This is a genomic window from Clostridium sp. AF23-6LB (genome assembly GCF_003461085.1).
GTDB classification, from domain to species: domain Bacteria; phylum Bacillota; class Clostridia; order Lachnospirales; family Lachnospiraceae; genus Coprococcus; species Coprococcus ammoniilyticus.
This window is the reverse complement of sequence record NZ_QTWK01000001.1, coordinates 278299-300512: the sequence shown is the minus strand read 5'-3', so window position 1 is coordinate 300512 and position 22214 is coordinate 278299. Positions and strand designations below refer to the sequence as shown.

At 39.6% G+C, this 22214-nt stretch carries 25 protein-coding genes; 22 read left to right on the top strand and 3 right to left on the bottom strand.

Annotated features, from left to right (window positions below; translation table 11 throughout):
* Positions 1–143 precede the first annotated feature (143 nt).
* Together pflB and DWY07_RS01305 are read left to right on the top strand one after the other, a co-directional pair.
* Positions 144–2420 (top strand): formate C-acetyltransferase, encoded by a 2277-nt coding sequence (gene pflB / locus DWY07_RS01310; protein ID WP_021944115.1) that lies wholly within the window; start codon positions 144–146, stop codon positions 2418–2420.
* A gap of 391 nt (positions 2421–2811) precedes the next feature.
* Positions 2812–3657 carry a radical SAM protein gene (locus tag DWY07_RS01305; RefSeq protein WP_021944116.1) on the top strand — a complete coding sequence of 282 codons (846 nt, stop codon included), beginning with the start codon at positions 2812–2814 and terminating at the stop codon, positions 3655–3657.
* A 215-nt stretch (positions 3658–3872) separates the two neighbouring features.
* On the opposite strand, the gene DWY07_RS01300 is transcribed toward DWY07_RS01305, so the two are convergent.
* Positions 3873–4547 carry a Crp/Fnr family transcriptional regulator gene (locus tag DWY07_RS01300; RefSeq protein ID WP_117821997.1) on the bottom strand — a complete coding sequence of 225 codons (675 nt, stop codon included), beginning with the start codon at positions 4545–4547 and terminating at the stop codon, positions 3873–3875.
* Positions 4548–4757: 210 nt separating this feature from the next.
* On the opposite strand from DWY07_RS01300, the gene DWY07_RS01295 reads away from it, so the two are divergent.
* From DWY07_RS01295 to DWY07_RS01235, 12 genes are all read left to right on the top strand, one after another.
* Positions 4758–5552 (top strand): 4Fe-4S binding protein, encoded by a 795-nt coding sequence (locus DWY07_RS01295; protein ID WP_021944117.1) that lies wholly within the window; start codon positions 4758–4760, stop codon positions 5550–5552.
* A 201-nt stretch (positions 5553–5753) separates the two neighbouring features.
* The gene (locus DWY07_RS01290; RefSeq protein WP_117821996.1) at positions 5754–6350 is read left to right on the top strand and encodes a TetR/AcrR family transcriptional regulator; all 597 of its coding nucleotides are present in this window, start codon (positions 5754–5756) and stop codon (positions 6348–6350) included.
* A gap of 73 nt (positions 6351–6423) precedes the next feature.
* Positions 6424–7266: a class I SAM-dependent methyltransferase gene (locus DWY07_RS01285; protein ID WP_021944120.1), complete on the top strand. Its 843-nt coding sequence runs from the start codon at positions 6424–6426 to the stop codon at positions 7264–7266.
* A gap of 340 nt (positions 7267–7606) precedes the next feature.
* Positions 7607–8167: a sigma-70 family RNA polymerase sigma factor gene (locus DWY07_RS01280; protein ID WP_021944121.1), complete on the top strand. Its 561-nt coding sequence runs from the start codon at positions 7607–7609 to the stop codon at positions 8165–8167.
* Positions 8164–8877: a hypothetical protein gene (locus DWY07_RS01275; protein ID WP_021944122.1), complete on the top strand. Its 714-nt coding sequence runs from the start codon at positions 8164–8166 to the stop codon at positions 8875–8877. The genes DWY07_RS01280 and DWY07_RS01275 overlap by 4 nt, the downstream gene beginning before the upstream one ends.
* Before the next feature lie 124 nt (positions 8878–9001).
* Entirely contained in the window at positions 9002–12016 is a 3015-nt protein-coding gene (locus DWY07_RS01270) for a diguanylate cyclase (protein ID WP_117821995.1), read from the top strand.
* Positions 12017–12089: 73 nt separating this feature from the next.
* Positions 12090–12464, top strand: coding sequence for a DUF4186 domain-containing protein (locus DWY07_RS01265; protein ID WP_117821994.1), 375 nt, complete (start codon positions 12090–12092; stop codon positions 12462–12464).
* Between the two features lie 119 nt (positions 12465–12583).
* Positions 12584–13630: a Fic family protein gene (locus DWY07_RS01260; protein WP_117821993.1), complete on the top strand. Its 1047-nt coding sequence runs from the start codon at positions 12584–12586 to the stop codon at positions 13628–13630.
* A gap of 295 nt (positions 13631–13925) precedes the next feature.
* Positions 13926–14816, top strand: coding sequence for a Fic family protein (locus DWY07_RS01255; protein ID WP_117821992.1), 891 nt, complete (start codon positions 13926–13928; stop codon positions 14814–14816).
* Between the two features lie 357 nt (positions 14817–15173).
* Positions 15174–15572 (top strand): hypothetical protein, encoded by a 399-nt coding sequence (locus tag DWY07_RS13555; RefSeq protein WP_347465186.1) that lies wholly within the window; start codon positions 15174–15176, stop codon positions 15570–15572.
* A gap of 154 nt (positions 15573–15726) precedes the next feature.
* A complete protein-coding gene (locus DWY07_RS01240; protein WP_117821990.1) occupies positions 15727–15951 on the top strand; it encodes a hypothetical protein in 225 nt (74 codons plus the stop codon).
* Positions 15952–16119: 168 nt separating this feature from the next.
* Complete coding sequence (locus DWY07_RS01235) at positions 16120–17256, top strand: phage tail tape measure protein (protein WP_347465056.1); 1137 nt, start codon at positions 16120–16122, stop codon at positions 17254–17256.
* Positions 17257–17277: 21 nt separating this feature from the next.
* On the opposite strand, the gene DWY07_RS13330 is transcribed toward DWY07_RS01235, so the two are convergent.
* A complete protein-coding gene (locus tag DWY07_RS13330) occupies positions 17278–17577 on the bottom strand; it encodes an IS3 family transposase (RefSeq protein ID WP_242997288.1) in 300 nt (99 codons plus the stop codon).
* Positions 17574–17858, bottom strand: coding sequence for a transposase (locus tag DWY07_RS01225; RefSeq protein WP_117821989.1), 285 nt, complete (start codon positions 17856–17858; stop codon positions 17574–17576). Before DWY07_RS01225 ends, DWY07_RS13330 begins: the two co-directional genes overlap by 4 nt.
* Positions 17859–17921: 63 nt before the next feature.
* Here DWY07_RS01225 and DWY07_RS01220 point away from each other — a divergent pair, with 63 nt between their 5' ends.
* From DWY07_RS01220 to DWY07_RS01190, 8 genes are all read left to right on the top strand, one after another.
* Positions 17922–18257, top strand: coding sequence for a DUF6674 family protein (locus DWY07_RS01220; RefSeq protein WP_347465054.1), 336 nt, complete (start codon positions 17922–17924; stop codon positions 18255–18257).
* 115 nt (positions 18258–18372) lie between these two features.
* Positions 18373–18687 (top strand): hypothetical protein, encoded by a 315-nt coding sequence (locus tag DWY07_RS01215; protein ID WP_242997287.1) that lies wholly within the window; start codon positions 18373–18375, stop codon positions 18685–18687.
* A 12-nt stretch (positions 18688–18699) separates the two neighbouring features.
* The gene (locus tag DWY07_RS01210; RefSeq protein ID WP_117821988.1) at positions 18700–18960 is read left to right on the top strand and encodes a uroporphyrin-III methyltransferase; all 261 of its coding nucleotides are present in this window, start codon (positions 18700–18702) and stop codon (positions 18958–18960) included.
* Between the two features lie 11 nt (positions 18961–18971).
* Positions 18972–19145 (top strand): hypothetical protein, encoded by a 174-nt coding sequence (locus DWY07_RS13140; RefSeq protein WP_181983867.1) that lies wholly within the window; start codon positions 18972–18974, stop codon positions 19143–19145.
* Positions 19146–19160: 15 nt separating this feature from the next.
* The gene (locus tag DWY07_RS01205; RefSeq protein WP_242997286.1) at positions 19161–19628 is read left to right on the top strand and encodes a hypothetical protein; all 468 of its coding nucleotides are present in this window, start codon (positions 19161–19163) and stop codon (positions 19626–19628) included.
* A gap of 2 nt (positions 19629–19630) precedes the next feature.
* Positions 19631–20791 carry a hypothetical protein gene (locus DWY07_RS01200; RefSeq protein ID WP_117821987.1) on the top strand — a complete coding sequence of 387 codons (1161 nt, stop codon included), beginning with the start codon at positions 19631–19633 and terminating at the stop codon, positions 20789–20791.
* A 15-nt stretch (positions 20792–20806) separates the two neighbouring features.
* The gene (locus DWY07_RS01195) at positions 20807–21439 is read left to right on the top strand and encodes a hypothetical protein (protein ID WP_117821986.1); all 633 of its coding nucleotides are present in this window, start codon (positions 20807–20809) and stop codon (positions 21437–21439) included.
* A gap of 87 nt (positions 21440–21526) precedes the next feature.
* Positions 21527–22186, top strand: a complete 660-nt coding sequence (locus DWY07_RS01190; protein WP_117821985.1) for a vWA domain-containing protein — start codon at positions 21527–21529, stop codon at positions 22184–22186.
* Positions 22187–22214 lie beyond the last annotated feature (28 nt).

The following is a 22214-nucleotide window of genomic DNA, read 5'->3' as shown; positions in this document are numbered from 1 at the left end:
TTTGTAAAAATTATGCGAATGTACGAAAAGAAATACAATAAAAATGATAAGGATTGTTGAATTATAAAAAAAGATTCTGTATAATACCATTAGAGTGTTTTATATATTCACATAATATAAAATTGAAAGGAGAAAAAATTATTATGTTACAGAACCAGGAATGGGATTCATTCACAGGTAGACTCTGGAAAGAAGAATGTAATGTCAGAGACTTCATCCAGAACAACTACACAATGTACGACGGAGACGAGAGCTTCCTTGCTGGACCAACAGATGCTACTAACAAGCTCTGGGACAAGCTTCAGGCTCTTCAGAAAGCAGAAAGAGATAACGGCGGTGTATTAAAGGAGGATGCTGATGTTGTATCAAGCATCACAGCATACGGCCCTGGATATATTGATCCTGAGACAAAGGACCTTGAGCAGGTTGTTGGTCTTCAGACAGATGAACCACTTAAGAGAGCATTCATGCCTTATGGTGGTATTAAGATGGCTGAGGAAGCTCTTGAGATGTATGGTTACAAGCCAAACGAGAACTTCCATAAGATCTTTACAGAGTATCACAAGACACATAACCAGGCAGTATTTGATGCCTATACACCAGAGATGAAAGCTGCACGTCATACACATATCGTAACAGGTCTTCCTGATACTTATGGACGTGGACGTATCGTAGGTGACTACAGAAGAGTTGCTCTTTACGGTATCGATCAGCTGATCGCTTGGAAAGAGGAAGATAAGGCAAACTGTGGCGATGGTAATATGTTTGATGATGTTATCCGTCAGAGAGAAGAGCTTGCAGAGCAGATCAGACGTCTGCAGGAGATGAAGGTTATGGCTCAGTCATATGGTTATGATATTTCTAAGCCTGCTTCAAACGCTAAGGAAGCTGTTCAGTGGTTATACTTCGGATACCTTTCAGCTATCAAGACTCAGAATGGTGCTGCTATGTCAGTAGGACGTGTATCAACATTCCTTGATATTTATATTGAGAGAGATATTAAGGCCGGAAAGCTTACAGAGGCTGAGGCTCAGGAGCTTATCGATCATTTCACAATGAAGCTTCGTATGGTTAAGTTCGCAAGAATTAAGTCATACAACGAACTGTTCTCAGGTGACCCTGTATGGGCTACACTTGAAGTTGGTGGTATCGGTGTTGACGGACGTTCAATGGTTACAAAGAACGACTACAGATTCCTTCATACTCTTGAGAACATGGGACCGGCTCCAGAACCAAACCTTACAGTTCTTTATTCTTCAGCTCTTCAGGATACATTCAAGAAGTATGCTGCTAAGATCTCAGTAAGAACAAGCTCAATCCAGTACGAGAATGATGATGTTATGAAGCCTATCTGGGGTGATGACTATTCAATTTGCTGCTGTGTATCAGCTACACAGACAGGTAAAGAGATGCAGTTCTTCGGAGCTCGTGCAAACCTTGCTAAGTGTCTCCTTTACGCTATCAACGGTGGTAAAGATGAGAAGTTCTTAGACAAGAAGACAGGTAAGCCAATGCAGGTTGGTCCTGAGTATGCTCCAATTACTGCAGAGTATCTTGACTATGATGAAGTTCTTGCTAAGTACAAGAAGATGCTTGATTGGTTAGCAGGACTTTATGTAAATATCCTGAACCTGATTCAGTACATGCATGATAAGTATTACTATGAGTCAGCAGAGATGGCACTTATCGATACAGATGTACGTCGTACATTTGCAACAGGTATTGCCGGATTCTCACACGTAATCGACTCACTGTCAGCTATCAAGTATGCTAAGGTTAAGGTTATTCGTAACGCAGAAACAGGTCTTGCAGAAGACTTTGAGATCGAGGGAGAATTCCCTAAATATGGTAATGATGATGACAGAGCTGATAACATCGGTGTATGGCTTCTTCATGAGTTCCTTACAGACATCAAGAAGAGACACACATATCGTAATTCAGAGCCTACAACATCTATCCTGACAATTACATCAAACGTAGTATATGGTAAGTACACAGGTAACCTTCCGGATGGAAGACGTGCTTGGACACCATTCGCACCAGGTGCTAACCCAAGTTACGGTGCAGAGACATCAGGACTTCTTGCTTCACTGAACTCAGTAGCTAAGATTCCTTATGAGTGGTCATTAGATGGTATCTCAAATACTCAGACAATGAACCCATCAGCACTCGGACATGACGAGGAAGAAAGAGCTGAGAAGCTTGTAAGCGCTATGGACGGATACTTCGATCAGGGTGCTCACCACTTAAATGTAAACGTATTCGGTAAGGATAAGCTCCTTGATGCAATGGAGAATCCGGATAAGCCAGAGTACGCTAACTTCACAATCCGTGTATCAGGATATGCTGTTAAGTTTATCTCACTTACACGTGAGCAGCAGCTCGACGTTATCAACAGAACATTCCATGACTCACTGTAAATCTTACACAGTCTGAATGTTTTAACAGATAAGTAAAAGATTGGAGTCCCGGGGAGTCTATCTCCGGGACTTTTTTACAGCATAAGGCAGACGGATTTTTATCCGTATATCATGTGCTTCGCACATTCTATGCATTTCGCAAAATCAGCATTCTTGCGAGCAAATAATTTTGCGTTCATTATATCATGTGCTTCGCACATTCTATGCATTTCGCAAAATCAGCATCCTTGCGAGCAAATAATTTTGCGTTCATTATATCATGTATGAAAATTGTGTATCAGAGAGAAAATAGAAAGAGGCTATGAAGCTGTGAGTGGTGGAAACAGATGCATAGTCGTGGTTGTTTAATGTGTAATTGTGTAAAATAATAGAAAGAACTTAGAGGTGGAACATGCCGGAAAAGAAACAGATTTTAGGATATATTCATTCAACAGAAAGCTTTGGAGCAGTCGATGGTCCGGGAATTCGATTTGTTGTATTTTTACAGGGATGCAAGATGAGATGCAAATATTGTCATAACCCAGAGACATGGAATCTTGTAACAGATTACAGCAGACTGTATGCTGACGATGTCAGCGATGATGAAAGAGAAGCACTTGAGAAAAAAATTGAAGAGAATACAAAACTGCTCAAAGATAAAGGTGTTAAGATCGAGGCCAGAACTCCGGAAGATCTGTTAAAGCAGGCACTTCGTTATAAGCCATACTGGAAAGGTCAGGGTGGTATCACTGTAAGCGGTGGTGAAGCTTTACTTCAGATGGATTTCCTGATCGAATTTTTTAAGCTTGCGAAGGCGCAGGGTATCCATACTACGATCGATACGGCCGGAAATCCATTTACCAGAGAAGAACCGTTCTTCTCAAAGTTCAATGAACTGATGAGCCTTACAGATCTTTTTCTGCTTGATATTAAGCAGATTCATGATGATAAGCATCGTGAATTAACAGGGTTCTCAAATCAGAATATTCTGGAGCTTGCACAGTATCTGTCCGATCATGGCAAGCATATGTGGATCAGACATGTACTTGTTCCGGGAATTACGACAGATGAGGATGATCTGAAGAAGACAAAAGAATTTATAGATACTCTTAAAACAGTGGATAAGGTAGAGGTACTTCCATATCATAAGCTGGGTATTCAGGAGTGGGAGAGACTTGGAATCCCTTATAAATTAGAGGGAATCGATCCTCCAACAGAGGAGCAGCAGAAGCTGGCAAAGAGCATTCTTGAAAAATAGGAAATGAACAAAAACATCACACGGACGGTATATATATTTTATGAAGCAGACCTGTCCGAATGTCGGTCCTTAGCGATCCGCTATTAAGCGGGAGCTTAGTACCGTTACATGAGGATAGAACGAAAGTGTTCTGCGCAATAAAGATATATATACCGTCCGTGTGATGTTTTATGTCACGAACTTATATAATAAGAATGCTCTTTGCAAGCATGTTTTTAGAGTAGGCGGAAGGTCGACTTTTGAGTGTCGATGATTCCGTCTTTTTTTAGTTTGCTGATTTCAGCGGACATGGCGGAGCGTTCTACACCGAGATAGTCTGCGAGTGCCTGACGATTGAAAGGAATCGTGAAGGTATCCGAATGATTCTGTTTTGCCTGATCGGAGAGGTATGCCATTAATTTATCACGGGTTGTTTTCTCTGACATATAGCGTATTTTTTGATTTAACGCAAGGTTTTTCCAGGCAATTTCATGCAGCAGATTCCGGATCAGGGTATTGTGAAAATCACAGGAATTCGAACATGAGGTCAGAAGATGATGGCAGTCCAGAAGCAGAATATCACTGTCAGTCATGGCAAAGACGCTGACTGGTACAGTAGAAAGACCTGCGCAGGAGAAGGCTTCTGCAAACAGATCACTGGGTTGTAAATTTGTCATAACGCTTCGGTTTCCATAATAATCTTCTCGGATCACCTGCGCTGTTCCGGTAAGGATGATTCCGATAAAGCGAGCTGGATCGCCCTCTACGAATATGGGATTCCCTTTTTTTACATGAATATGGTTTCCATCCAGACATGTAAGCATGGCCGGCAGATTCTGTTCATCGATGCCGGTAAACAGGCGACAGGCTGACAGGGTATCAATATAGGATGTAAGATCAGATTTGTTCATAAAATTTCCATTTCCTTAAATGTTATTTTGTTGGAAATCCAACATACATTTTGAAATAAGTATATTAGAATAAGCACATAAAATCAAGAACCTGATTGACAGTTAAGTGATGAAAGAAAGCTATGATGTATATTGTCCATCAATGAAGCGACAAATATAACAGCAAATATCATAGAATGATCAGGTATCGGGTATTCAGGAGGAAAAATGATGATTCGCAGGATTATAGAAATTAATGAAGAAAAGTGTAACGGCTGTGGGGCATGTGCATCGGCATGCCATGAGGGCGCGATCGGGATGGTGAATGGTAAGGCAAAGCTGCTTCGGGATGACTATTGTGACGGACTGGGAGACTGTCTTCCAACCTGCCCGACCGGGGCTATTACATTTGTTGAGCGTGAAGCAGCAGACTATGATGAGGCGGCGGTATTGGCGGCAAAAGCTGAGAAGATGGCAAATGAAGCAGGCAATCCATCAGGAGAACCTCTGCCATGTGGTTGTCCGGGTACGGCTATGAAAACATTTAACAGAGACCAGTATGACAAAAAGACAAGAGCTGTTGAAGCTGGGAGTAAGACTGCGCAGAATGGTGCAATATCACCTGAGCTTGCACAGCAGTTAGCATCGATGATGGGACAGCAGGAGTCAGAGCTGCGCCAGTGGCCGGTACAGATTAAGCTTGTTCCGGTGACAGCCCCTTGGTTTGATGGAGCAAAGCTGCTTGTTGCGGCGGATTGTACAGCGTATGCATATGCGAATTTCCACCGGGATTTTATTAAGGGACATATCACTTTGGTGGGCTGCCCGAAGCTTGACATGATAGATTATTCTGCAAAGCTGACAGAGATCATCCGGAATAATAATATCCGGAGCATTACGGTTGTGAGAATGGAGGTCCCGTGTTGTGGTGGTATTGAGATGGCTGTAAAAAATGCTCTTCAGAACAGCGGCAAATTCCTTCCATGGAATGTGGTTACAATTTCAACGGATGGAAAGATTATGTAAGTAAAATAAATGTATATTGTATTACTGTTGTTCCTATAAGATCATGTGGGATAGAGGACACAGATTATGCAGGAAAATATGTCGGGTGATAGAAAAATAAAAGAGAAGAAGACTTCGGGTGTCAGAAATTATAAGGTAAAGAGCGTGACCGGAAAATAATACTTGACATTTTGGTTAGAAACGTCTAACATAACATGTGTTATGATGAATGATCAGGAAAACACAATAGAGAAAATCAAACAGACAGCATTAGACGAATTCTTCATGCATGGCTATAATAAAGCAAGTCTTCGAATGATCTGCAGCCGGGCAGGAGTTACAACCGGTGCAATGTATTTTTATTTTAAGAATAAAGAAGCGTTGTTCCGGGAGATTTTTGAACCACTGGTTGTGCAGTATGAAGAATTGCTTGTCAGATGTATGGAGTTAGAGCTTGCAGAGCCGGAGCTTGGTAAGCAGTTAGATGTTCAGATGATGCGATTTATTCTGGAACACCGAAAAGAAGCGGTGGTCATTCTGGAGAAGGCACAAGGAAGCTGTTATGAAATGTACCGTTCCAAGGCAGAAGAACTGATGGAGCAGTCGATATATACATTTTATAAGAGCCGGATGGATTGCGAGCCGGATGAGAAGCTTGTAAAGATACTGGCAAAGATCCGTTTGGATGGATGTCTGGAGATTATTAAAGGAAATTATAGTATGGAAGATAGTTTGTATCTGGTTGAGAAGATCGGGATCTACTCAATGGGTGGAACAGACAAATTAATACAGAATCTAAGAGAGCCTCACAGCATGTAGCTGTGGGGCTCTTTTTATACAACATAACAAAAAATAACGTTTGTTATGTAAATATAGAAAAGGAGAATTAGCTATGAGTGAAGGAAAAGTAATGCAGACAGGAACAACAGGAGAACAGGCTAAAACAAAGGTAGGAGTACAGGGAGTACCGGAGACGATGCTTCAGACTTTATTTGCAAGAGCGGTAGAATCCGAAAAAGAGAATCACCATATCTATGATAAGAAAGCAATCGAGATTGTATCCCGGTTAGATTATGATTTCTCAAAGGCGGAATCCGATAAGCTGATGAGCAGCGGTGTAATTGCAAGAACGATCGTACTGGATCGTCTGGTAAATGATTATCTGACCAAGCATCCGGATGCCATTGTTGTAAATATTGCCTGTGGACTGGATACCCGGTGTTACCGGATGAAGGGAAAATATCAACGTTGGTACAATATTGATCTTCCGGAGACCATGGATATCCGAAGTCGTTTTCTTGAGGAGAATGGCCCTGTTTACCAGATCGCTAAGTCTGCAACAGATCCATCTTATACGTTGGATATCGAGTATCATGGAGAACCGGTTTTGGTGGTCATAGAAGGGCTTACGATGTATTTAACGGAGCAGGATGTGCGTAAGATGTTTGGGATTATTGATCAGACATTTACACAGGCAAAGGTTCTGGTTGAGGTAATGGCACCATTTGTTGTGAAGCATATGAAAGAGAAGTCCATAGAGGGAAGCCAGGCGAAATTCATCTGGGGCGTGAAAAGCGGAAAAGCATTTCAGAGTGTGGCACCTTCTTTCCGGAGCGAGAAAGATATCAGTCTGGTAGAGGGGATGAAAGAATTCGTTCCTGTATATAAGGTGCTTGGAAAGATTCCGGCTGTAAGGAATTTTTCAAACAAGATTCTGGTACTGAATAAACGATAATTTATAAACAATAGGAGCTTGGAAAAAACTTGACAATATCTTTTTTGTTGATGTATTTTTGAAAAAAGCGAGACATCTCTCTTTTTTTAAATAAAAAGACAGAAGGCAGTTATGAGATTTGACGAAAAAGGGCTTGAGATCGGTAAGACTTTGATGTTGTTGCCGGGACCTTGTTGTAATCGATGAATGGATGGAGCAGCCGGTTTAATCGCAATACGAAGCGGAACCGGCTGCTTTGATTGCATTTATGGAGTGCTGGAAAATTCGGTGGGGGAGAGATAAAGAATATTGTAAGATTTTTGTTGAAAAGTCGTGTATATAGATAGAAGGAGGTATTTGAATGGATGACAAGGTGATTGTTCAGATGTATCTGGATAGAGATGAAAATGCGATTTTGAAAACAAAGGAAAAATATGAGGCGTACTGTTATGCAATATCAAATAATATTCTGGGAAATTATGAGGATGCACAGGAATGTGTAAATGATACTTATTTACGGGTATGGAATTCAATACCACCGCAAAAACCGGTTAGGTTGTCAACTTATCTAGGGAAAATTGTAAGAAATCTTTCATTTGACAGATATAAGAAAAACACGGCGACCAAAAGGGGTGGAGGACAAACGAAATTGATCTTAGATGAATTAGAAGATATCATTTCAGAGAGAAATACTCCTGTGGATGAAGTAGAACGGAAAGAATTAATTAGAACTATAAATGAGTATCTGGCAAATGTATCCCAAAGAAAGAGGCAATTATTTGTATGCAGATACTGGTATGCGGATAGCATTAGAAATATTGCTGACAGGTATAATATGACGGAGAATTATGTATCGGTGATATTAAATCGAATGCGGGCAGAATTACGCATATATTTGTCAGAAAGGGGGTTCGAATTATGAACAGAGAAGATATGTTTGAGCTGTTGCAGGATTTGGATGGCCGATATATAACTGAAGTAGATAGAAAGAAAAAACATGGCTGGATTAAGTGGTTATCGGTTGCGGCAGTAATAGTTATATTTATTTTTGCCGGATGTTTTATATTGATAAGCAATCGAAAAGAAAATGCGTATAAGGTGATCGCATCTGAAGTGGGAAAAGAATATATGCAGCTCGGGGCAACGATGCCACAGATCCTATATTGTAATGACAAGAAAATAATTATGTATGACTACATAGGAATATGGGTATATGATTTTTCAAAAAATAACTTGGTTGGATATTGTGATTTTCGTCCGCTTGATATGACACAGATTCAGGGATATCCATATGTTTGTGTGAAAGCTGTAGAAAATGGAAAATTTGTCGAATTTTATATGTCAGATAACAGTAAAAGATATCTTTATGATGTAAATAAGGATGAATTTAAAGAAGTAGCAACATATGATGAAATGCAGAAGGCATCAGATACGATGCCGGATGTATCGGCAGACCACTCTCTTTCAGAGTATGCATCTACCTATCAGATAGCAGATAAGACTTATATTTCTTATACATTAAATATAGAAGATAGTGCAAATGAGGTGCAGTATAAGGATCTGATAATCTTAAAAGAAACAAATGGGAAACTGGAAAAATTTTTGCCATTTGCGACAGGTGGCGAAAAGTGATAGCCGACAAGAATTTTTACATTTCAACTAAACTGCCGGCGCTTGTGATACGCATAGGTGTTGCCATACTGCCTCAAAAATAGTAAAATAAACTCAGATTTTGCCTGAATATGGGAGGTTTTCTATGAATGAGACAGTTATGATCAATGCATATATAGTCATATCAATTATTATTGCTGCTACAGATATACTATTAGCGGTAAAATCCTTTGAAAAGAATAAAACAACAGGTAGATTTCTGGGGTTTGCCTGTATGGGTGCGGCTATTGTAGATATTAGTTATCTGATCAGTATCATAAGTGATTCCTATATGTGCATGGCGATTATGTCGAGCATATATTTTATAAGTATAGATTTTATGCTTGTCTCTCTTTTAATTTTCACAGTTTATTTCACAAAAGGAAAGTTTTCCGGATATGGGAAATGGATAGTAGCATTCTGCTTTTTATATTGTATATATGAATTGATCGTGTTTGCAGTTAATCCATTTATGGAAATTGCAATTGAATATAAACCACGGGATACGTTGATTGCAAAGTATAGCTATTACATGAAGCCTTTGTATGAGCTCCATCTGATATTTTCGTATGTAATGGTGTTATTGGTGGTAGGTTTATTGATTCGGAAGATCTGTAAGATTCCGCATGAGTATCGTTGGCAGTATTTAAGTGTTATCATAGGAATTCTTATTATTGTAGGGATAAATGCAATCTTTTTATTTTTACCGGGCGAATCCGTAGTGAATTTACTGGACTACTCGATCGGAGGGTACAGTATAGTATCATTTATCATTTATTGGAGCTGCTTTGATTATTCCACACATGGGATGTTGAATAAATTGAAGACAAGTATATTTGAAAATATAGGGCAGGGCATCGTTTTGTTTGATGATGACGAGCGCCTGATTCTGCATAATGAAAGAGCTGATTTTTTCCTGGGAGAAGAACTGTTGACCAAATGTAAAGATCTTCAGAGTTTCCTGAATGTATATGGATTGTCGTTTGATCCGGAATCAGATGACGACAGCTTTTCCCTGCAATGCTATATTAAGTCGGAAACGGAAGAAAAGACATTGCGATGCGATGTAAAGAAGCTTGAAAATAAAAAAGGCCATAAGATTGGTCAGATGTTCGTGTTTACAGATACCGCACTTGAGACGGATATGCTTACGGGATTTCAGAAATGGGAAAATTTCAAACAGCTTGCATTGGAAAAAAATGATCATTTTACGTTCCCGGTAGGAGTTGCTGTATGTGATATTAACAGTTTGTCTGTTATCAACAGCACACTTGGAAAAAAAGCAGGTGATCAGAAAATCCGCTTGTTGTCAGAAAATATGAGAACCTGTTTTCCTGAAAGGGCATATTATGTCAGAGGAACCGAGGCACATCTTATAGCATTGTGTAGCCGAAGCAGTGAAGATGAGATGGCAGTATGTGCCGGAAAACTTAAGGAGAAGTTCGACGGAAGTATTCAGTATGCAGTCAGTGTGGTAGAAGATGAGACACACAGTATAGTTGAAAGCATTCGAAATACAACTAAAGCTATGCGTACAAAGAAATTAGTAGACAGCAAATCCATTCATTCGGATATGCTGGTATCTCTGATACGGGCACTTGAGGAATGTGACAGTGATACGGAGCATCACGTTCGCCGTACACAGATTATGGGTGCAGAGCTTGGTAAACGTATAGAGTTATCCGATATACAGCAAAGCCGCTTGTCCCTTCTCTGTCTGCTTCATGATATCGGAAAGATCGGTGTTCCGATGGAGATATTGAACAAACCGGGAAAACTTACCGATGAAGAATGGAAGATCATGCGTTCACATGTTGAAAAGGGCTACGATATTGCAAACAGTAATGTAGAATTGAAGCAGATCGCAGAGGAAATCAGACATCATCATGAAAGATGGGATGGAAAAGGCTATCCGGACGGACTGAGCAGGGAGAGTATACCGGTACTGTCACGTGTAATTGCTGTTGTTGATGCATTTGATGCGATGGTAAGTGACCGTCCATATAGAAATGGAATGCCTGTATCCGATGCACTTGAAGAATTAAAAAATTGCGCCGGAACACAATTTGATCCGTTTATTGTTTCCGAGTTTATTCAAATGATATCAGAGAATTATTCTGATACCGTAAAGGGAGTTCATAAGTTCAGGCAGGAGAAGGAAAAACCTCAACACAGACAAGTGGCAAAACCGGAGGATAACAGTACACTTCAGGAAGCATTCTGTGTACATACAGTGCAATGCAGCAGATATTTGCTGGATGGTTCATGGAATATTTTGTCTGTGGATGATAATTTCGAGAAGCTGACAGGTTATTCCGGTGAGGATGTAGAAAAAAATTCCATGAATCAGATGGACCTGATCCCTGAAGCTGATCGGACAGAATATTTGTGTCGGACAAATGCCAATCTAGCTAAGAGTACATATGTATTGCAGGAACACAGACTCCATCGAAAGGATGGAAAGGATATTTATGTCTTTTGCTATGGACGTGTCTTTTACGATTCGGCAGTTAAACAGGATCGTGCAGAGATTATTATTTCAGATGTATCGAGTACTTATTCCATGAAGATCCTGACAGATGCAGAGCAGAATAAGGCGGAAGTCAGATTGCGGAATTGGGAGAATACATATCGTACAGATTCCCTGACGGGCCTTTTGAATCATGCGGCTTTTCGGAATGATATGGAGATGAAGCTGTTATCAGGTGATTTTAATGCAATGATGATCATGATAGATGTTGATAAATTTAAGCAATATAATGATACCTATGGTCATCATAATGGTGATAAATATCTGATCTTAGTCGCCCAGACATTGCTTGCGTCTTTACGAAATGAAGATTTTGCCAGTCGTATGGGTGGGGACGAATTTGCGGTAATGATGTTCTTCAATAAGAGTGTGCCGGAGAAGGCGATCAAAGAACATGCCCAGCAGATATTTGACAAAGTAAATCTGACAGTAAAATCTACAGAGGGAGGTACCGGCATCTCTATGGGCGCAGTTATTGCTAAGTCGGAAGCAACCTTTAACCGGTTATATGAGGAAGCAGACAATGCATTATACGAGGCGAAGGAAAGCGGAAGAGGCAGACTGGTCGTGAAGGAGCATGGGGGAAAATAATATAGTATTTATGGTTATAGATGGCATTCTAACAGGAAGTGTTAGGATGCCATAAGAAGTTTGGAGAATTTTGATGACAAAAGAGGAATGGTATAAGCAGCTATTTGAGAGACTTGGTAATTCCAAGTTCCGAAGCAGCTTTCATTTAAAGCAGAAGGATATTGATTACATAAATGAAAAAGGACTGGATACTATAAGACAGCATGCGCAGGACTTTATTGCAAAGCGGGAAGCTCCGGCGGTTATTCCAAACGATGGAAAACAGACGCCGATGAAAGGGCATCCGGTATTTATCGCACAGCATGCAACTGCAACCTGCTGCAGGGAGTGCATCCGAAAATGGCATAAGATACAGCCGGGCAGGAAATTGAGCCAGATACAGCAGGAGTATCTTGTGGATGTGATCATGACCTGGATTCAGAGAGAGATGGAGAGGAATAAGGATTAGATAGGTAAAAATAATATTTCTTTAATTGGGATAGAATACTATGAGATAATTCGCTTAATTTGTTGACTATTCCCTTAATTAACACTATTATTTAAGGAAAAGAAAGGAGAAGTAAGGGAATGCGAAACTTCAATTATTCTGCAATTAAATATCAGAAATGGGATTCAGAGATTTTAGGGTTAATTGCTGCTATTTATAAAGAAGCTGGAAAACAGGAGATGTATTTGAAGCAGCGTCCAGAGGAACTTGATAAACTTGTAGAGATTGCAAAAATACAAAGTACCGAGGCATCTAATGCTATTGAAGGCATTGTTACGACGAGTACCAGAATTCGTCAGCTTGTTGAAGAAAAGACAACACCTAAGAACCGGGATGAGCAGGAAATTGCGGGTTATCGTGATGTGCTGAATGTTATTCATGATAGCTTTGATGTGATTCCTATTACAAAAAATTATATTTTGCAACTGCACAAGATGTTATATAGCCATATGAACAATCCGCTTGCAGGGCAAACAAAGAATGTACAGAATTATATTAGTGCTACTTATCCAGATGGACATGTTGAAGTGCTGTTTACACCACTTGCTCCATTTGAAACACAGGAGGCACTCGACAGAATCTGTGAGGAATACAATCGTGTCATAGGAAATATGGAATTGGAGCCACTTATTGCCATTTCTGTTTTTATACATGATTTTCTATGCATTCATCCTTTCAATGACGGAAATGGAAGAATGAGCCGTCTGCTCACTGCATTACTGTTGTATCGGAGTGGATTCTATGTTGGAAAGTATGTCTCATTGGAAGCAAAGATTGCCAAGAATAAAGACCTGTACTATGAGGCTCTTGCTGCGGCTCAGCCGGGCTGGCATGATGGAACAGAAGATGTAGTGCCATTTATCAAATATTTACTTGGAACCATCCTTGCTGCCTATAAAGATTTTGAAGACAGAATGGCGTTGGTTGAAATAAAACTACCTGCACTTGAAATGGTACGGAGAGCAAGTCATAATAAAATTGGACGTTTCAATAAGCAGGATATACGGGAGCTATGCCCTACACTCAGTGACAGTTCTATTGAAGGTGCACTGCGAAAATTGGTTGCATCAGGAGAATTGAGGAAAGAAGGAAAAGGAAAAAATACCTGCTATTTTGGGGTGAGGTAGGTGGTTGATTTTTTGTAAATATGAATTGGGGTAAGGGGTGGATTCATAACAGGATTTTGTCTGAATACTTATCCAGATGACCAAAACTAAAATATAAGTACCAACCGTCAAATTCGATGGTTGGTATTTTTTTAGAGGTTTCTACGTCGGCAAAAACGACAGAAGAATGAGCACAAAATATGGATTCGTTGCCGATAATGTGGTATAGTAATATAGTAAATATGATTTTTGAAATCATGATAATAAAAGGCTCATAGAATATGCTTTTTATCGTGTGAAAGGAGGAGGGCGGCAGATGCGATATCTTTCAGTTGCTGAAATGGCAAAAAAATGGGATGTATCTGAACGTAGTGTAAGAAATTATTGTGCCCATGGTCGTGTGCCGGGAGCATTTCTTACCGGAAAGACATGGAATATTCCGGAAAATGCAGAAAAGCCGGAGCGCACTAACAAGAAGAAAGAAAAACCAACGACCTTACTGGATGTTTTGCAGGATGAGAAGGCGAATAAATATGCTGGAGGCATTTATCATAAGACACAGATTGATTTAACATATAATTCAAACCATATGGAAGGCAGTCGGCTGACCCGCGATCAGACCCGATATATCTTCGAGACGAATACCATTGGTATAGAAAAAGAAGTGCTTAATGTAGATGATGTGATTGAAACAGCAAGCCATTTCCGGTGTATTGATATTATTATTGATCATGCAAAATTGGCATTGACGGAAAAGTTTATTAAGGAGCTGCATCTGATTCTGAAAAATGGAACCAGTGATTCCAGAAAGGATTGGTTTGCTGTCGGTGATTACAAGAAACTGCCAAATGAAGTCGGCGGTATGGAAACCGCACTTCCGGAAGAAGTTGCAGACAGGATGAAGAAATTGCTGTCAGAGTACAATAACAAGGAAGAAAAGACCTTTGACGATATTCTGGATTTTCATGTGAAGTTTGAACGTATCCATCCATTTCAGGATGGAAATGGTCGTGTGGGACGTTTGATTATGTTCAAGGAATGCCTGAAATACAATATTGTTCCATTTATTATCGAGGATAATTTGAAAATGTTTTATTATCGAGGATTGAAAGAATGGGACAATGAAAAAGGGTATCTGACTGACACTTGCCTGACAGCACAAGATAGATATAAAGCATACCTGGATTATTTTAGAATTGCATATTAAAAGTGCAAATACTGCGGCACAATATCGTGCGACAGTAACATTGAATGCTGTACAGTAATATTAACAGAACCCACCATGCCTCTGATTTTATGCGCAACCCGGTGGGACTTTTTTACTTATGGGGTGTTTTACGTATCAGTATCCAAAACAAATATTAACAATAGAACAGCAGGGGCAATCTTATATTACACATAAATGGGAAGAACAATACAAAGGAGCGAATGGACCTGAATAGTTTTGAATTGATTCCTACGGAAGAAAATTTGATACATACCTTGAATAAAGAGTTATTGAAACGAAACAAAGATTTAGTGCGTTTTTGTGATTTAATATTAGCCCAAGAGGGAGTTCTTTCTATTGCTATTGACGGTAGATGGGGAAGTGGTAAGACTTTTTTGTGAAACAATCGATGCTATTAATAAATGCAAAAAATCCGATGCAGACCTGAGTGGACCGGAGGAAGAAAGAGAAACAGATGACAGGATGGAATGCTTACAGCACTCCGTTCCAACTTCAGACAGGTATCCAATGTCCTTCAGGAAGGTGTGGATGCAGATCGGTTATCTTGTGCCGGAAGAGTATGATCACAGACTTATCGATGTGCTTACAGAGGAGAATATCATGCGTGGTATAAGCATTCGTGACCTTGATCTTCTCACGATTGGTCTCGTGAACGATATGTACGCAGAGAACGGGAACGATGATTATAAAGGATATAAGGAATTGGCAACACAGGAAGACTTTGATAGATTTTAAGTAATTAGTGTTGTTAAAGTAGCAAAAAGGGAGAAATAGAGTATGTTATTATGCTTATTTTATGGTATAAAAAACGGATAGAAAATGATATAATTAACACATCAAGGAAAGGGAGGTACATGATGTGAAATAAAAAATTAAGGTGGTAAGAAAGATGAATAATGTTATTAAGACAACAACAGCTATGAATTTTAGCAAAGAGGCATATGGTCTTGTAAAAAAAGGTGGCAAGTATGGATGCATTGCTTTAGGAATATGGGCATTATACGATTTATGTGTAAAGTCTATGGATAAGGGATACGCATTCAATGTTGACCTCGACCAAGAAGGAAAGGTTAGCTTTAATTTTACTCCACCAATTTCAACGGTCGAATCATAAAGTTTTTCATATTTATCGCCTCCTTTCCGCACACCCCAAGCGATAAGAGGGTAACATCACATCATTACATATCCTTGAAAAGCACTTACAGAAATGTGAGTGCTTTTTTCATGCTCGGAGAAATCCGGGCATTTTTTATGCCTAAATTTAGGAGAGAGGAGGAAACCTATGGCAAGTAGAATACAGGGTATTACTGTTGAGATTGGTGGGGATACCACCAAATTGCAGACTGCCCTTAAGGGTCTGAACGGAGAAATCAAATCCACACAGACGGCTCTTAAGGATGTCGAGAAATTATTGAAAATGGATCCGGCTAATACGGAACTTCTTGCACAGAAGGAAAAACTCCTGGCACAGGCTGTTGATGAAACAAAACAGAAGTTGGGAACACTTAAGACAGCAGCCGAACAAGCGAATACTGCACTTGCGAATGGAGATATTTCACAGGAGCAGTACGATGCTCTTCAAAGGGAAATCGTGGAAACGGAACAGAACCTAAGGAGTCTGGAGACACAGGCGAATCAGTCAGCTACGGCAGTACAGAAGATTGCCGCCACAGGAGAATCTTTAAAAACCACGGGTGATAATATCTCCAATGCCGGAAAGAAACTTCTCCCGGTAACAGCTGCTGTGACGGGACTTGGAACGGCATCGGTCACTACGGCTGCGAACTTTGAAAGTTCCATGAGTCAGGTGCAGGCTACAATGGGAATCACAAAGGATTCCATGTCTACACTTGATGGGCAGAGTGTTAATACGATGGATGCCCTGTCAAACCTTGCAAAGGAAATGGGTGCATCCACAGCATTCTCCGCTACGGAGTGTGCCGAGGCTTTAAACTATCTTGCTCTTGCAGGTTACAGCACACAGGAAATGGCAGATACACTTCCTACAGTACTTAACTTGGCGGCGGCTGGTGGCATTGACCTTGCATCAGCATCGGACATGGTAACGGATGCCATGTCTGCACTCGGTATGGAAACTGCCGAGGCTGATACGATGGTAGACCAGATGGCAAAGACGGCTTCTACCACCAATACATCCGTTGCACAGTTAGGAGAAGGTATTCTTACGATTGGTGCTACGGCTAAATCTATTAAAGGTGGAACGGCAGAACTTAACACAGCACTTGGTATTCTTGCGAATAATGGTATCAAGGGTGCAGAGGGTGGTACGCATCTTCGAAACATTATCCTGTCTTTGCAGAACCCAACCGATCAGGCGGCTGCGAAGATGCAGGAACTAGGTGTGTCTGTATATGATTCTGAGGGAAATGGTCCTATGTCAAGATTTAGTACAAGTTAAAATGAGAAATTTCTCCCCATTTTAACCCACCGGAAGTTCAGCCTCAGTGTGTGTTCTTTCATACAATCGTTCGAATTTATTTGGTGACATATAGTTGCAATGGCTATGAATTCGTTTCGTATTGTAGAAAGCTTCCAGATATTCGAAAATCAAGCGGTATGCCTGCTTGTAATCGTGAATTTTAAAGCGCTGGAGCCATGCACGATATCCTGAACGTGAGACACCTAAAAATTTCAACATTCTGGAGACGGAACCCCGGCGTCCAGCCTTTTGGGCAGCTTCCGTCTTCTCAGACACTTCGAGATAAATTGCTTCCGTCATTTTCCCAGAATATTGATTGCTTTTTTTAATACATCAAGTGCATCTTGGGTATCACGTAATTCACGTCTGAGACGGGCGATTTCCTTCTGTTCATCGGATGCGTAATTACCAGAACCACGAACAGGAATATCACCTGATTCACGGAAGTCTTTCAGCCACTTTGTTAGTGTGCTGTATCCGATGCCAAGATTTTCTGCACATCCACGTACACAGAGATCTTTATGATCTTGATAATACCGCATTGCATCAAGTTTAAATTGTTTGTCATGTTGCATTGCCATATGAGATCCTCCTTCAGCATGTCTTTATTGTACCATGTTAATATGTATTTGGAATTCCTCATTTTGGCTTGTATTATTTATATTCTAGCATCAAAGACAGCACTTCTTGCAAAAGGATTTCGTGAAGCCGGGCAGACAGCAGCCAATGCATTCCGTACTTTTGCTGACAAGCCAGAGGTGGATTACTCACGGAAAGAGCAGAAACATCCCATTACAAAGGCAGTACTTGCTCCGATGAAGGCAGTGAGAAAGTTGTTTGTATCAATGGAGCTGCATTTGGACGCTTCGATTGATAAGCCAGATAGTTTTGAGGGCGTGGGAGAAAACCTGCGTCCTTTTTTGTCGCCTGAAATGCGACACATAAGAAATGGTTCTTGTTATAATTATGATAGCACATGAAATAAGAATCGTTTGAATTTATAGTTGTCCTTTTTATTGGACACATGGTGTGCGTATAATGTAAATACAAAGAACTTAAAAACATGTAAGAATTGTTTGAAAGGAGCTGATTGATATGAAAAAAGAAGGATATAGTCGCCCTGGATTATTTGGCACAATGAAGCATTATGATGCAAATGGCAATAAAATTGGAGAGAGCAGACCGGGATTCTTTGGTAGTATGAACAACTATGATGCTAATGGACATAAAGTAGGACATAGCAGTCCCGGATTATTTGGTACAATGAATCATTACGATAATAGAGGTCACAAAGTAGGACACAGCTGCCCTGGATTATTTGGAAGTGTCAACACATATGATAATAATGGACATAAGACAAGCCATAGTGACAGAGGTTTGTTTGGTGGATTCAATCATTACGATAATTAGGAGGACAGGGATATGTTAGGAACAGATGGAAGATTATATGATTCGGATTTTGACTTTGATGGAGATGGAAAACTTAATGCTTATGAGTACTCTGTAATGGATGATGTAGTTTTCGGTCATGAAGATACGGAAACAAGTGAGGTGGATGAACTGGAAGATGAGTTATCCTTGGCAGGACTAGATGCAACAGAGTTTGAATATATGGATGCAGATGAAAGAAGAGAGGCATTGGAGGATGCCGGCTTAGATCCGGATGATTATGATTTTGACTAAAGGAGTGCAAGATGAAACAACAAACTGAAAAGAAACTACAGGCTAATTTGAAAGCAATAAATAATGATTTCAATACAGTTATTTTGGCGGATATTGAAGTGAAATTTAAGCTGATGGAGTTGGAAGCAATTAGGATATTAATTGATGATTGCGAAAGATTGATAAATGAAGATGCAGGTGAATGAAAGCAGGTGCCGTATATGAAAAAGAATTCGTTTGGACAAGGATTAACAGTATTTTTGGTGGTAATAGGTATTTTTTACATTATTGGTGCTATTAGTGAAGCTAGTGAGCCTAAGTGCATTAAATCAGGCTGTGACAATAAGCAGGCAACAAATAGCAGTTATTGTTATCTGCATAAGCCTTATACTGGAAGTAGTTCTTCGCATAGCAGTTCATCATATTCCAATAAATCAACAAGCAGCAGTTCTTCAAGTAGTCATAACAATAAATCGACAGCAGGAAGCAATGCATCATCGTACAGCAGTACAAAGAAAAGTTCTACTGGAACAAGTAGCTCAAAGAAAAGCAATACATATAACTCATATGATGATGGCTATGATGATATATACATGGATGGCGATTATGATTATGATCGGTATGACAGGGATAGTGATTATGCCGATGGTGTGGATGACGCAATGGATGAATTTGAAGAGGATTGGTAAGTATGGCAGGTAAACATGAGCTGGAAAAATTTGAATATTTGTTTGTAGATATCGAATGGAATCAGACACCGGGAACAAATGGGATAGAAGACAGGGAGCCAATTCAGATTGGTGTGGTAGCGACTGATGAAAGTATGAATTTGAAAAAATCATTTTCCGGAACGATGCGACTGAGTTCAGAAGAAAAATATAATCCGGATACATTAGTACTATCACATTCTACATTAAAATCTGTCATGCAGGCAAATAGTGAAGAAATAGTATTGCGGAAAATTAAGATGTCATTTCCAAAATATAAGTATGTAGTGGTTTGGACAAAGGATACTTATGAATTGTTTAAAAGAGGGATGGACACTTATGGATATTCAATGCCGAGACATAGAGTTATTGTATTTCAAGAAGTTCTTATGCATATTGCAAGTGATGGAGTAAATCAAATTGGTTTTGAGCGTGCATTGAAACAGGCGGGCATTGAATATCAGAAAAACTTTCTTCACTATTCAAAGCATGATGCAAATTATATGTATCACTTATTTTGTAAATGCTATAAGGAATACACGAGGTGGACTAACCAGGAGATATGTTATCTGAGTCCAAGAACTCATATAATACATACTGGAAGCTGCAGATATGCTAATAGAAATCATTTTCTTGCTACAAATAGAGCAGCCAAATATGTGATTTTTCAGGGAAACAGAGTATGTAAAATATGTGGTTGTGAGGATGAATGGAACAGATTGCAATGGGGTGTAAACTCTGGTGTAAAGCAGAATAATCGTGCAGAATATCTTAGAGAATTGCCGCTTACAGATGAAAATATGAGTATGATCTGCAACAAATTCCGATTAGATTACAATATTGCCTCAGATATGGTGTTTATCCGCACAGCGTTCAGTGGGTGGATTGTATATATTCAGAATGACAGGGTGACAAAACTCCGTCATGAGAACTACAGACAAAGGAGGGATGAAGCTTTAAAAATACATAAAAAGTGCTTTGAAGGTTATCACAAGCAGAAACTGCCTTCCAGTAGGTTCTATGATGTGGTAAGCTATATTAAGTATCATGACGAGGGAATGTTGAAGAGGCTTGGTGATAAAAGGAGCCGTATTGATATAATATTAGACAGGATAAGAGAACAAGATGCAGAAAATATGGCATAGATAAAGGAGTTGGAAATGAGAGACCAGAAATTATATGAATCAGTCGGAAAATATATAGATAAATATTACATAGACAAGCCGGATGATATTAAACTGGATAAAGAAATGAAGTCCATATTTGATAGAATCTCAGAATTTAGAAAGAAAAAAGCAACAAAAAAATGCGATGCCGAAGAAGATACAGATATTGAGATAGATGAAAGTGCCGTAGAATCGTTTGATGTTGAAAGTATGCAGAAAACGAAAGCAACTGACTCTATGTCTTCGACATTGGCAACAAACCGTAATATAGAAAGCCTTATGGGGCAGATGGATGAGACATTTTCCAAAAGACTATTGCGTTTAATTGATGAGAGAGGGATGACTGATTCTGAAGCATATAATAAAGCTTATGTGGATCGAAGACATTTCTCAAAAATCAGAAAAGATGTGAATTATACGCCAAATAAGAAGACTGTGCTTGCGTTTGCAATAGCATTAGAACTATCTATTGACGAAGCGAAGGATCTTCTAAATTCAGCAGGCTTTGCGTTTTCAAGAAGTTCAAAGACAGATATTATCGTAGCTTATTTCTTACAGAATAAGATATACGATATGTTTGAAATTAATGAGATATTAGATGCTTATGGACAGCCAATTTTTGAGTAGGTGAAGAAATTGTCGCCTATCATGCGACCAGCTCTGTTAGTTTCGTAGATATAATGTGATTACAATAAACCGAAGGAGGTAAATCACATGAATGCGGAATTAACAGAGCTGGTTTTTATTTTGGACAGAAGTGGTTCAATGGGTGGACTGGAGAGTGACACAATCGGTGGATTTAACGGGATGATAGAGAGGCAGAAAAAAGAAGGAGAAAAAGTTAATGTGACTACAATCCTCTTTGATGATGAAGTGGAAATCATTCATGATCGTTTTCCAATTGATGCAGTTCAGCCGTTGACGGATAAAGAATATTATGTCCGGGGATGTACAGCATTGCTTGATGCAGTAGGACAGGCAATTAACAAAATTGACAATGTGCAGAAACATTTACAGGAGGAACATCGTGCGGGCAAGGTACTATTTGTTATCACTACAGATGGATTAGAAAATTCCAGTACAGAGTTTAATTACAATGACATTAAGCGAATGATTGAAGCAAAGAAAGAATGTGGCTGGGAGTTCTTATTCCTTGGAGCAAATATTGATGCAGGCAAAGAAGCTGAAAAAATTGGTATTGAAAGAAACAGGTCAGTAACATATGAGAATGATCATGATGGAGTAGCACTAAATTACGAGGCTGTTGGCAGAGCAGTGAGAGGCGTTACAAAAAGCAGAACCTGTAGTATAGAACTTGATGATGACTGGGCAGATGGTATTGCAGAATATCATGAGAAGGCAGGAAAAAGGTAGCAGGCATGTAAGAAGGGAGAATAATTTT

Excerpts from the sequence above, each read along its gene's own strand:
- DWY07_RS01260 (WP_117821993.1), top strand. The coding sequence starts at position 12,584 with ATGCGAAACTTCAATTATTCTGCAATTAAATATCAGAAATGGGATTCA.
- DWY07_RS01255 (WP_117821992.1), top strand. The coding sequence starts at position 13,926 with ATGCGATATCTTTCAGTTGCTGAAATGGCAAAAAAATGGGATGTATCT.
- DWY07_RS01200 (WP_117821987.1), top strand. The coding sequence starts at position 19,631 with ATGGCAGGTAAACATGAGCTGGAAAAATTTGAATATTTGTTTGTAGAT.
- DWY07_RS01280 (WP_021944121.1), top strand. The coding sequence starts at position 7,607 with ATGGATGACAAGGTGATTGTTCAGATGTATCTGGATAGAGATGAAAAT.
- DWY07_RS01290 (WP_117821996.1), top strand. The coding sequence starts at position 5,754 with ATGATGAATGATCAGGAAAACACAATAGAGAAAATCAAACAGACAGCA.
- DWY07_RS01305 (WP_021944116.1), top strand. The coding sequence starts at position 2,812 with ATGCCGGAAAAGAAACAGATTTTAGGATATATTCATTCAACAGAAAGC.
- DWY07_RS01195 (WP_117821986.1), top strand. The coding sequence starts at position 20,807 with ATGAGAGACCAGAAATTATATGAATCAGTCGGAAAATATATAGATAAA.
- DWY07_RS01285 (WP_021944120.1), top strand. The coding sequence starts at position 6,424 with ATGAGTGAAGGAAAAGTAATGCAGACAGGAACAACAGGAGAACAGGCT.
- DWY07_RS01210 (WP_117821988.1), top strand. The coding sequence starts at position 18,700 with ATGTTAGGAACAGATGGAAGATTATATGATTCGGATTTTGACTTTGAT.
- DWY07_RS13330 (WP_242997288.1), bottom strand. The coding sequence starts at position 17,577 with ATGACGGAAGCAATTTATCTCGAAGTGTCTGAGAAGACGGAAGCTGCC.
- DWY07_RS01300 (WP_117821997.1), bottom strand. The coding sequence starts at position 4,547 with ATGAACAAATCTGATCTTACATCCTATATTGATACCCTGTCAGCCTGT.
- DWY07_RS01265 (WP_117821994.1), top strand. The coding sequence starts at position 12,090 with ATGACAAAAGAGGAATGGTATAAGCAGCTATTTGAGAGACTTGGTAAT.
- DWY07_RS01275 (WP_021944122.1), top strand. The coding sequence starts at position 8,164 with ATGAACAGAGAAGATATGTTTGAGCTGTTGCAGGATTTGGATGGCCGA.
- DWY07_RS01205 (WP_242997286.1), top strand. The coding sequence starts at position 19,161 with ATGAAAAAGAATTCGTTTGGACAAGGATTAACAGTATTTTTGGTGGTA.
- pflB (WP_021944115.1), top strand. The coding sequence starts at position 144 with ATGTTACAGAACCAGGAATGGGATTCATTCACAGGTAGACTCTGGAAA.
- DWY07_RS01235 (WP_347465056.1), top strand. The coding sequence starts at position 16,120 with ATGGCAAGTAGAATACAGGGTATTACTGTTGAGATTGGTGGGGATACC.
- DWY07_RS01240 (WP_117821990.1), top strand. The coding sequence starts at position 15,727 with ATGAATAATGTTATTAAGACAACAACAGCTATGAATTTTAGCAAAGAG.
- DWY07_RS01190 (WP_117821985.1), top strand. The coding sequence starts at position 21,527 with ATGAATGCGGAATTAACAGAGCTGGTTTTTATTTTGGACAGAAGTGGT.
- DWY07_RS13140 (WP_181983867.1), top strand. The coding sequence starts at position 18,972 with ATGAAACAACAAACTGAAAAGAAACTACAGGCTAATTTGAAAGCAATA.
- DWY07_RS01215 (WP_242997287.1), top strand. The coding sequence starts at position 18,373 with ATGAAAAAAGAAGGATATAGTCGCCCTGGATTATTTGGCACAATGAAG.
- DWY07_RS01270 (WP_117821995.1), top strand. The coding sequence starts at position 9,002 with ATGAATGAGACAGTTATGATCAATGCATATATAGTCATATCAATTATT.
- DWY07_RS01295 (WP_021944117.1), top strand. The coding sequence starts at position 4,758 with ATGATTCGCAGGATTATAGAAATTAATGAAGAAAAGTGTAACGGCTGT.
- DWY07_RS01225 (WP_117821989.1), bottom strand. The coding sequence starts at position 17,858 with ATGGCAATGCAACATGACAAACAATTTAAACTTGATGCAATGCGGTAT.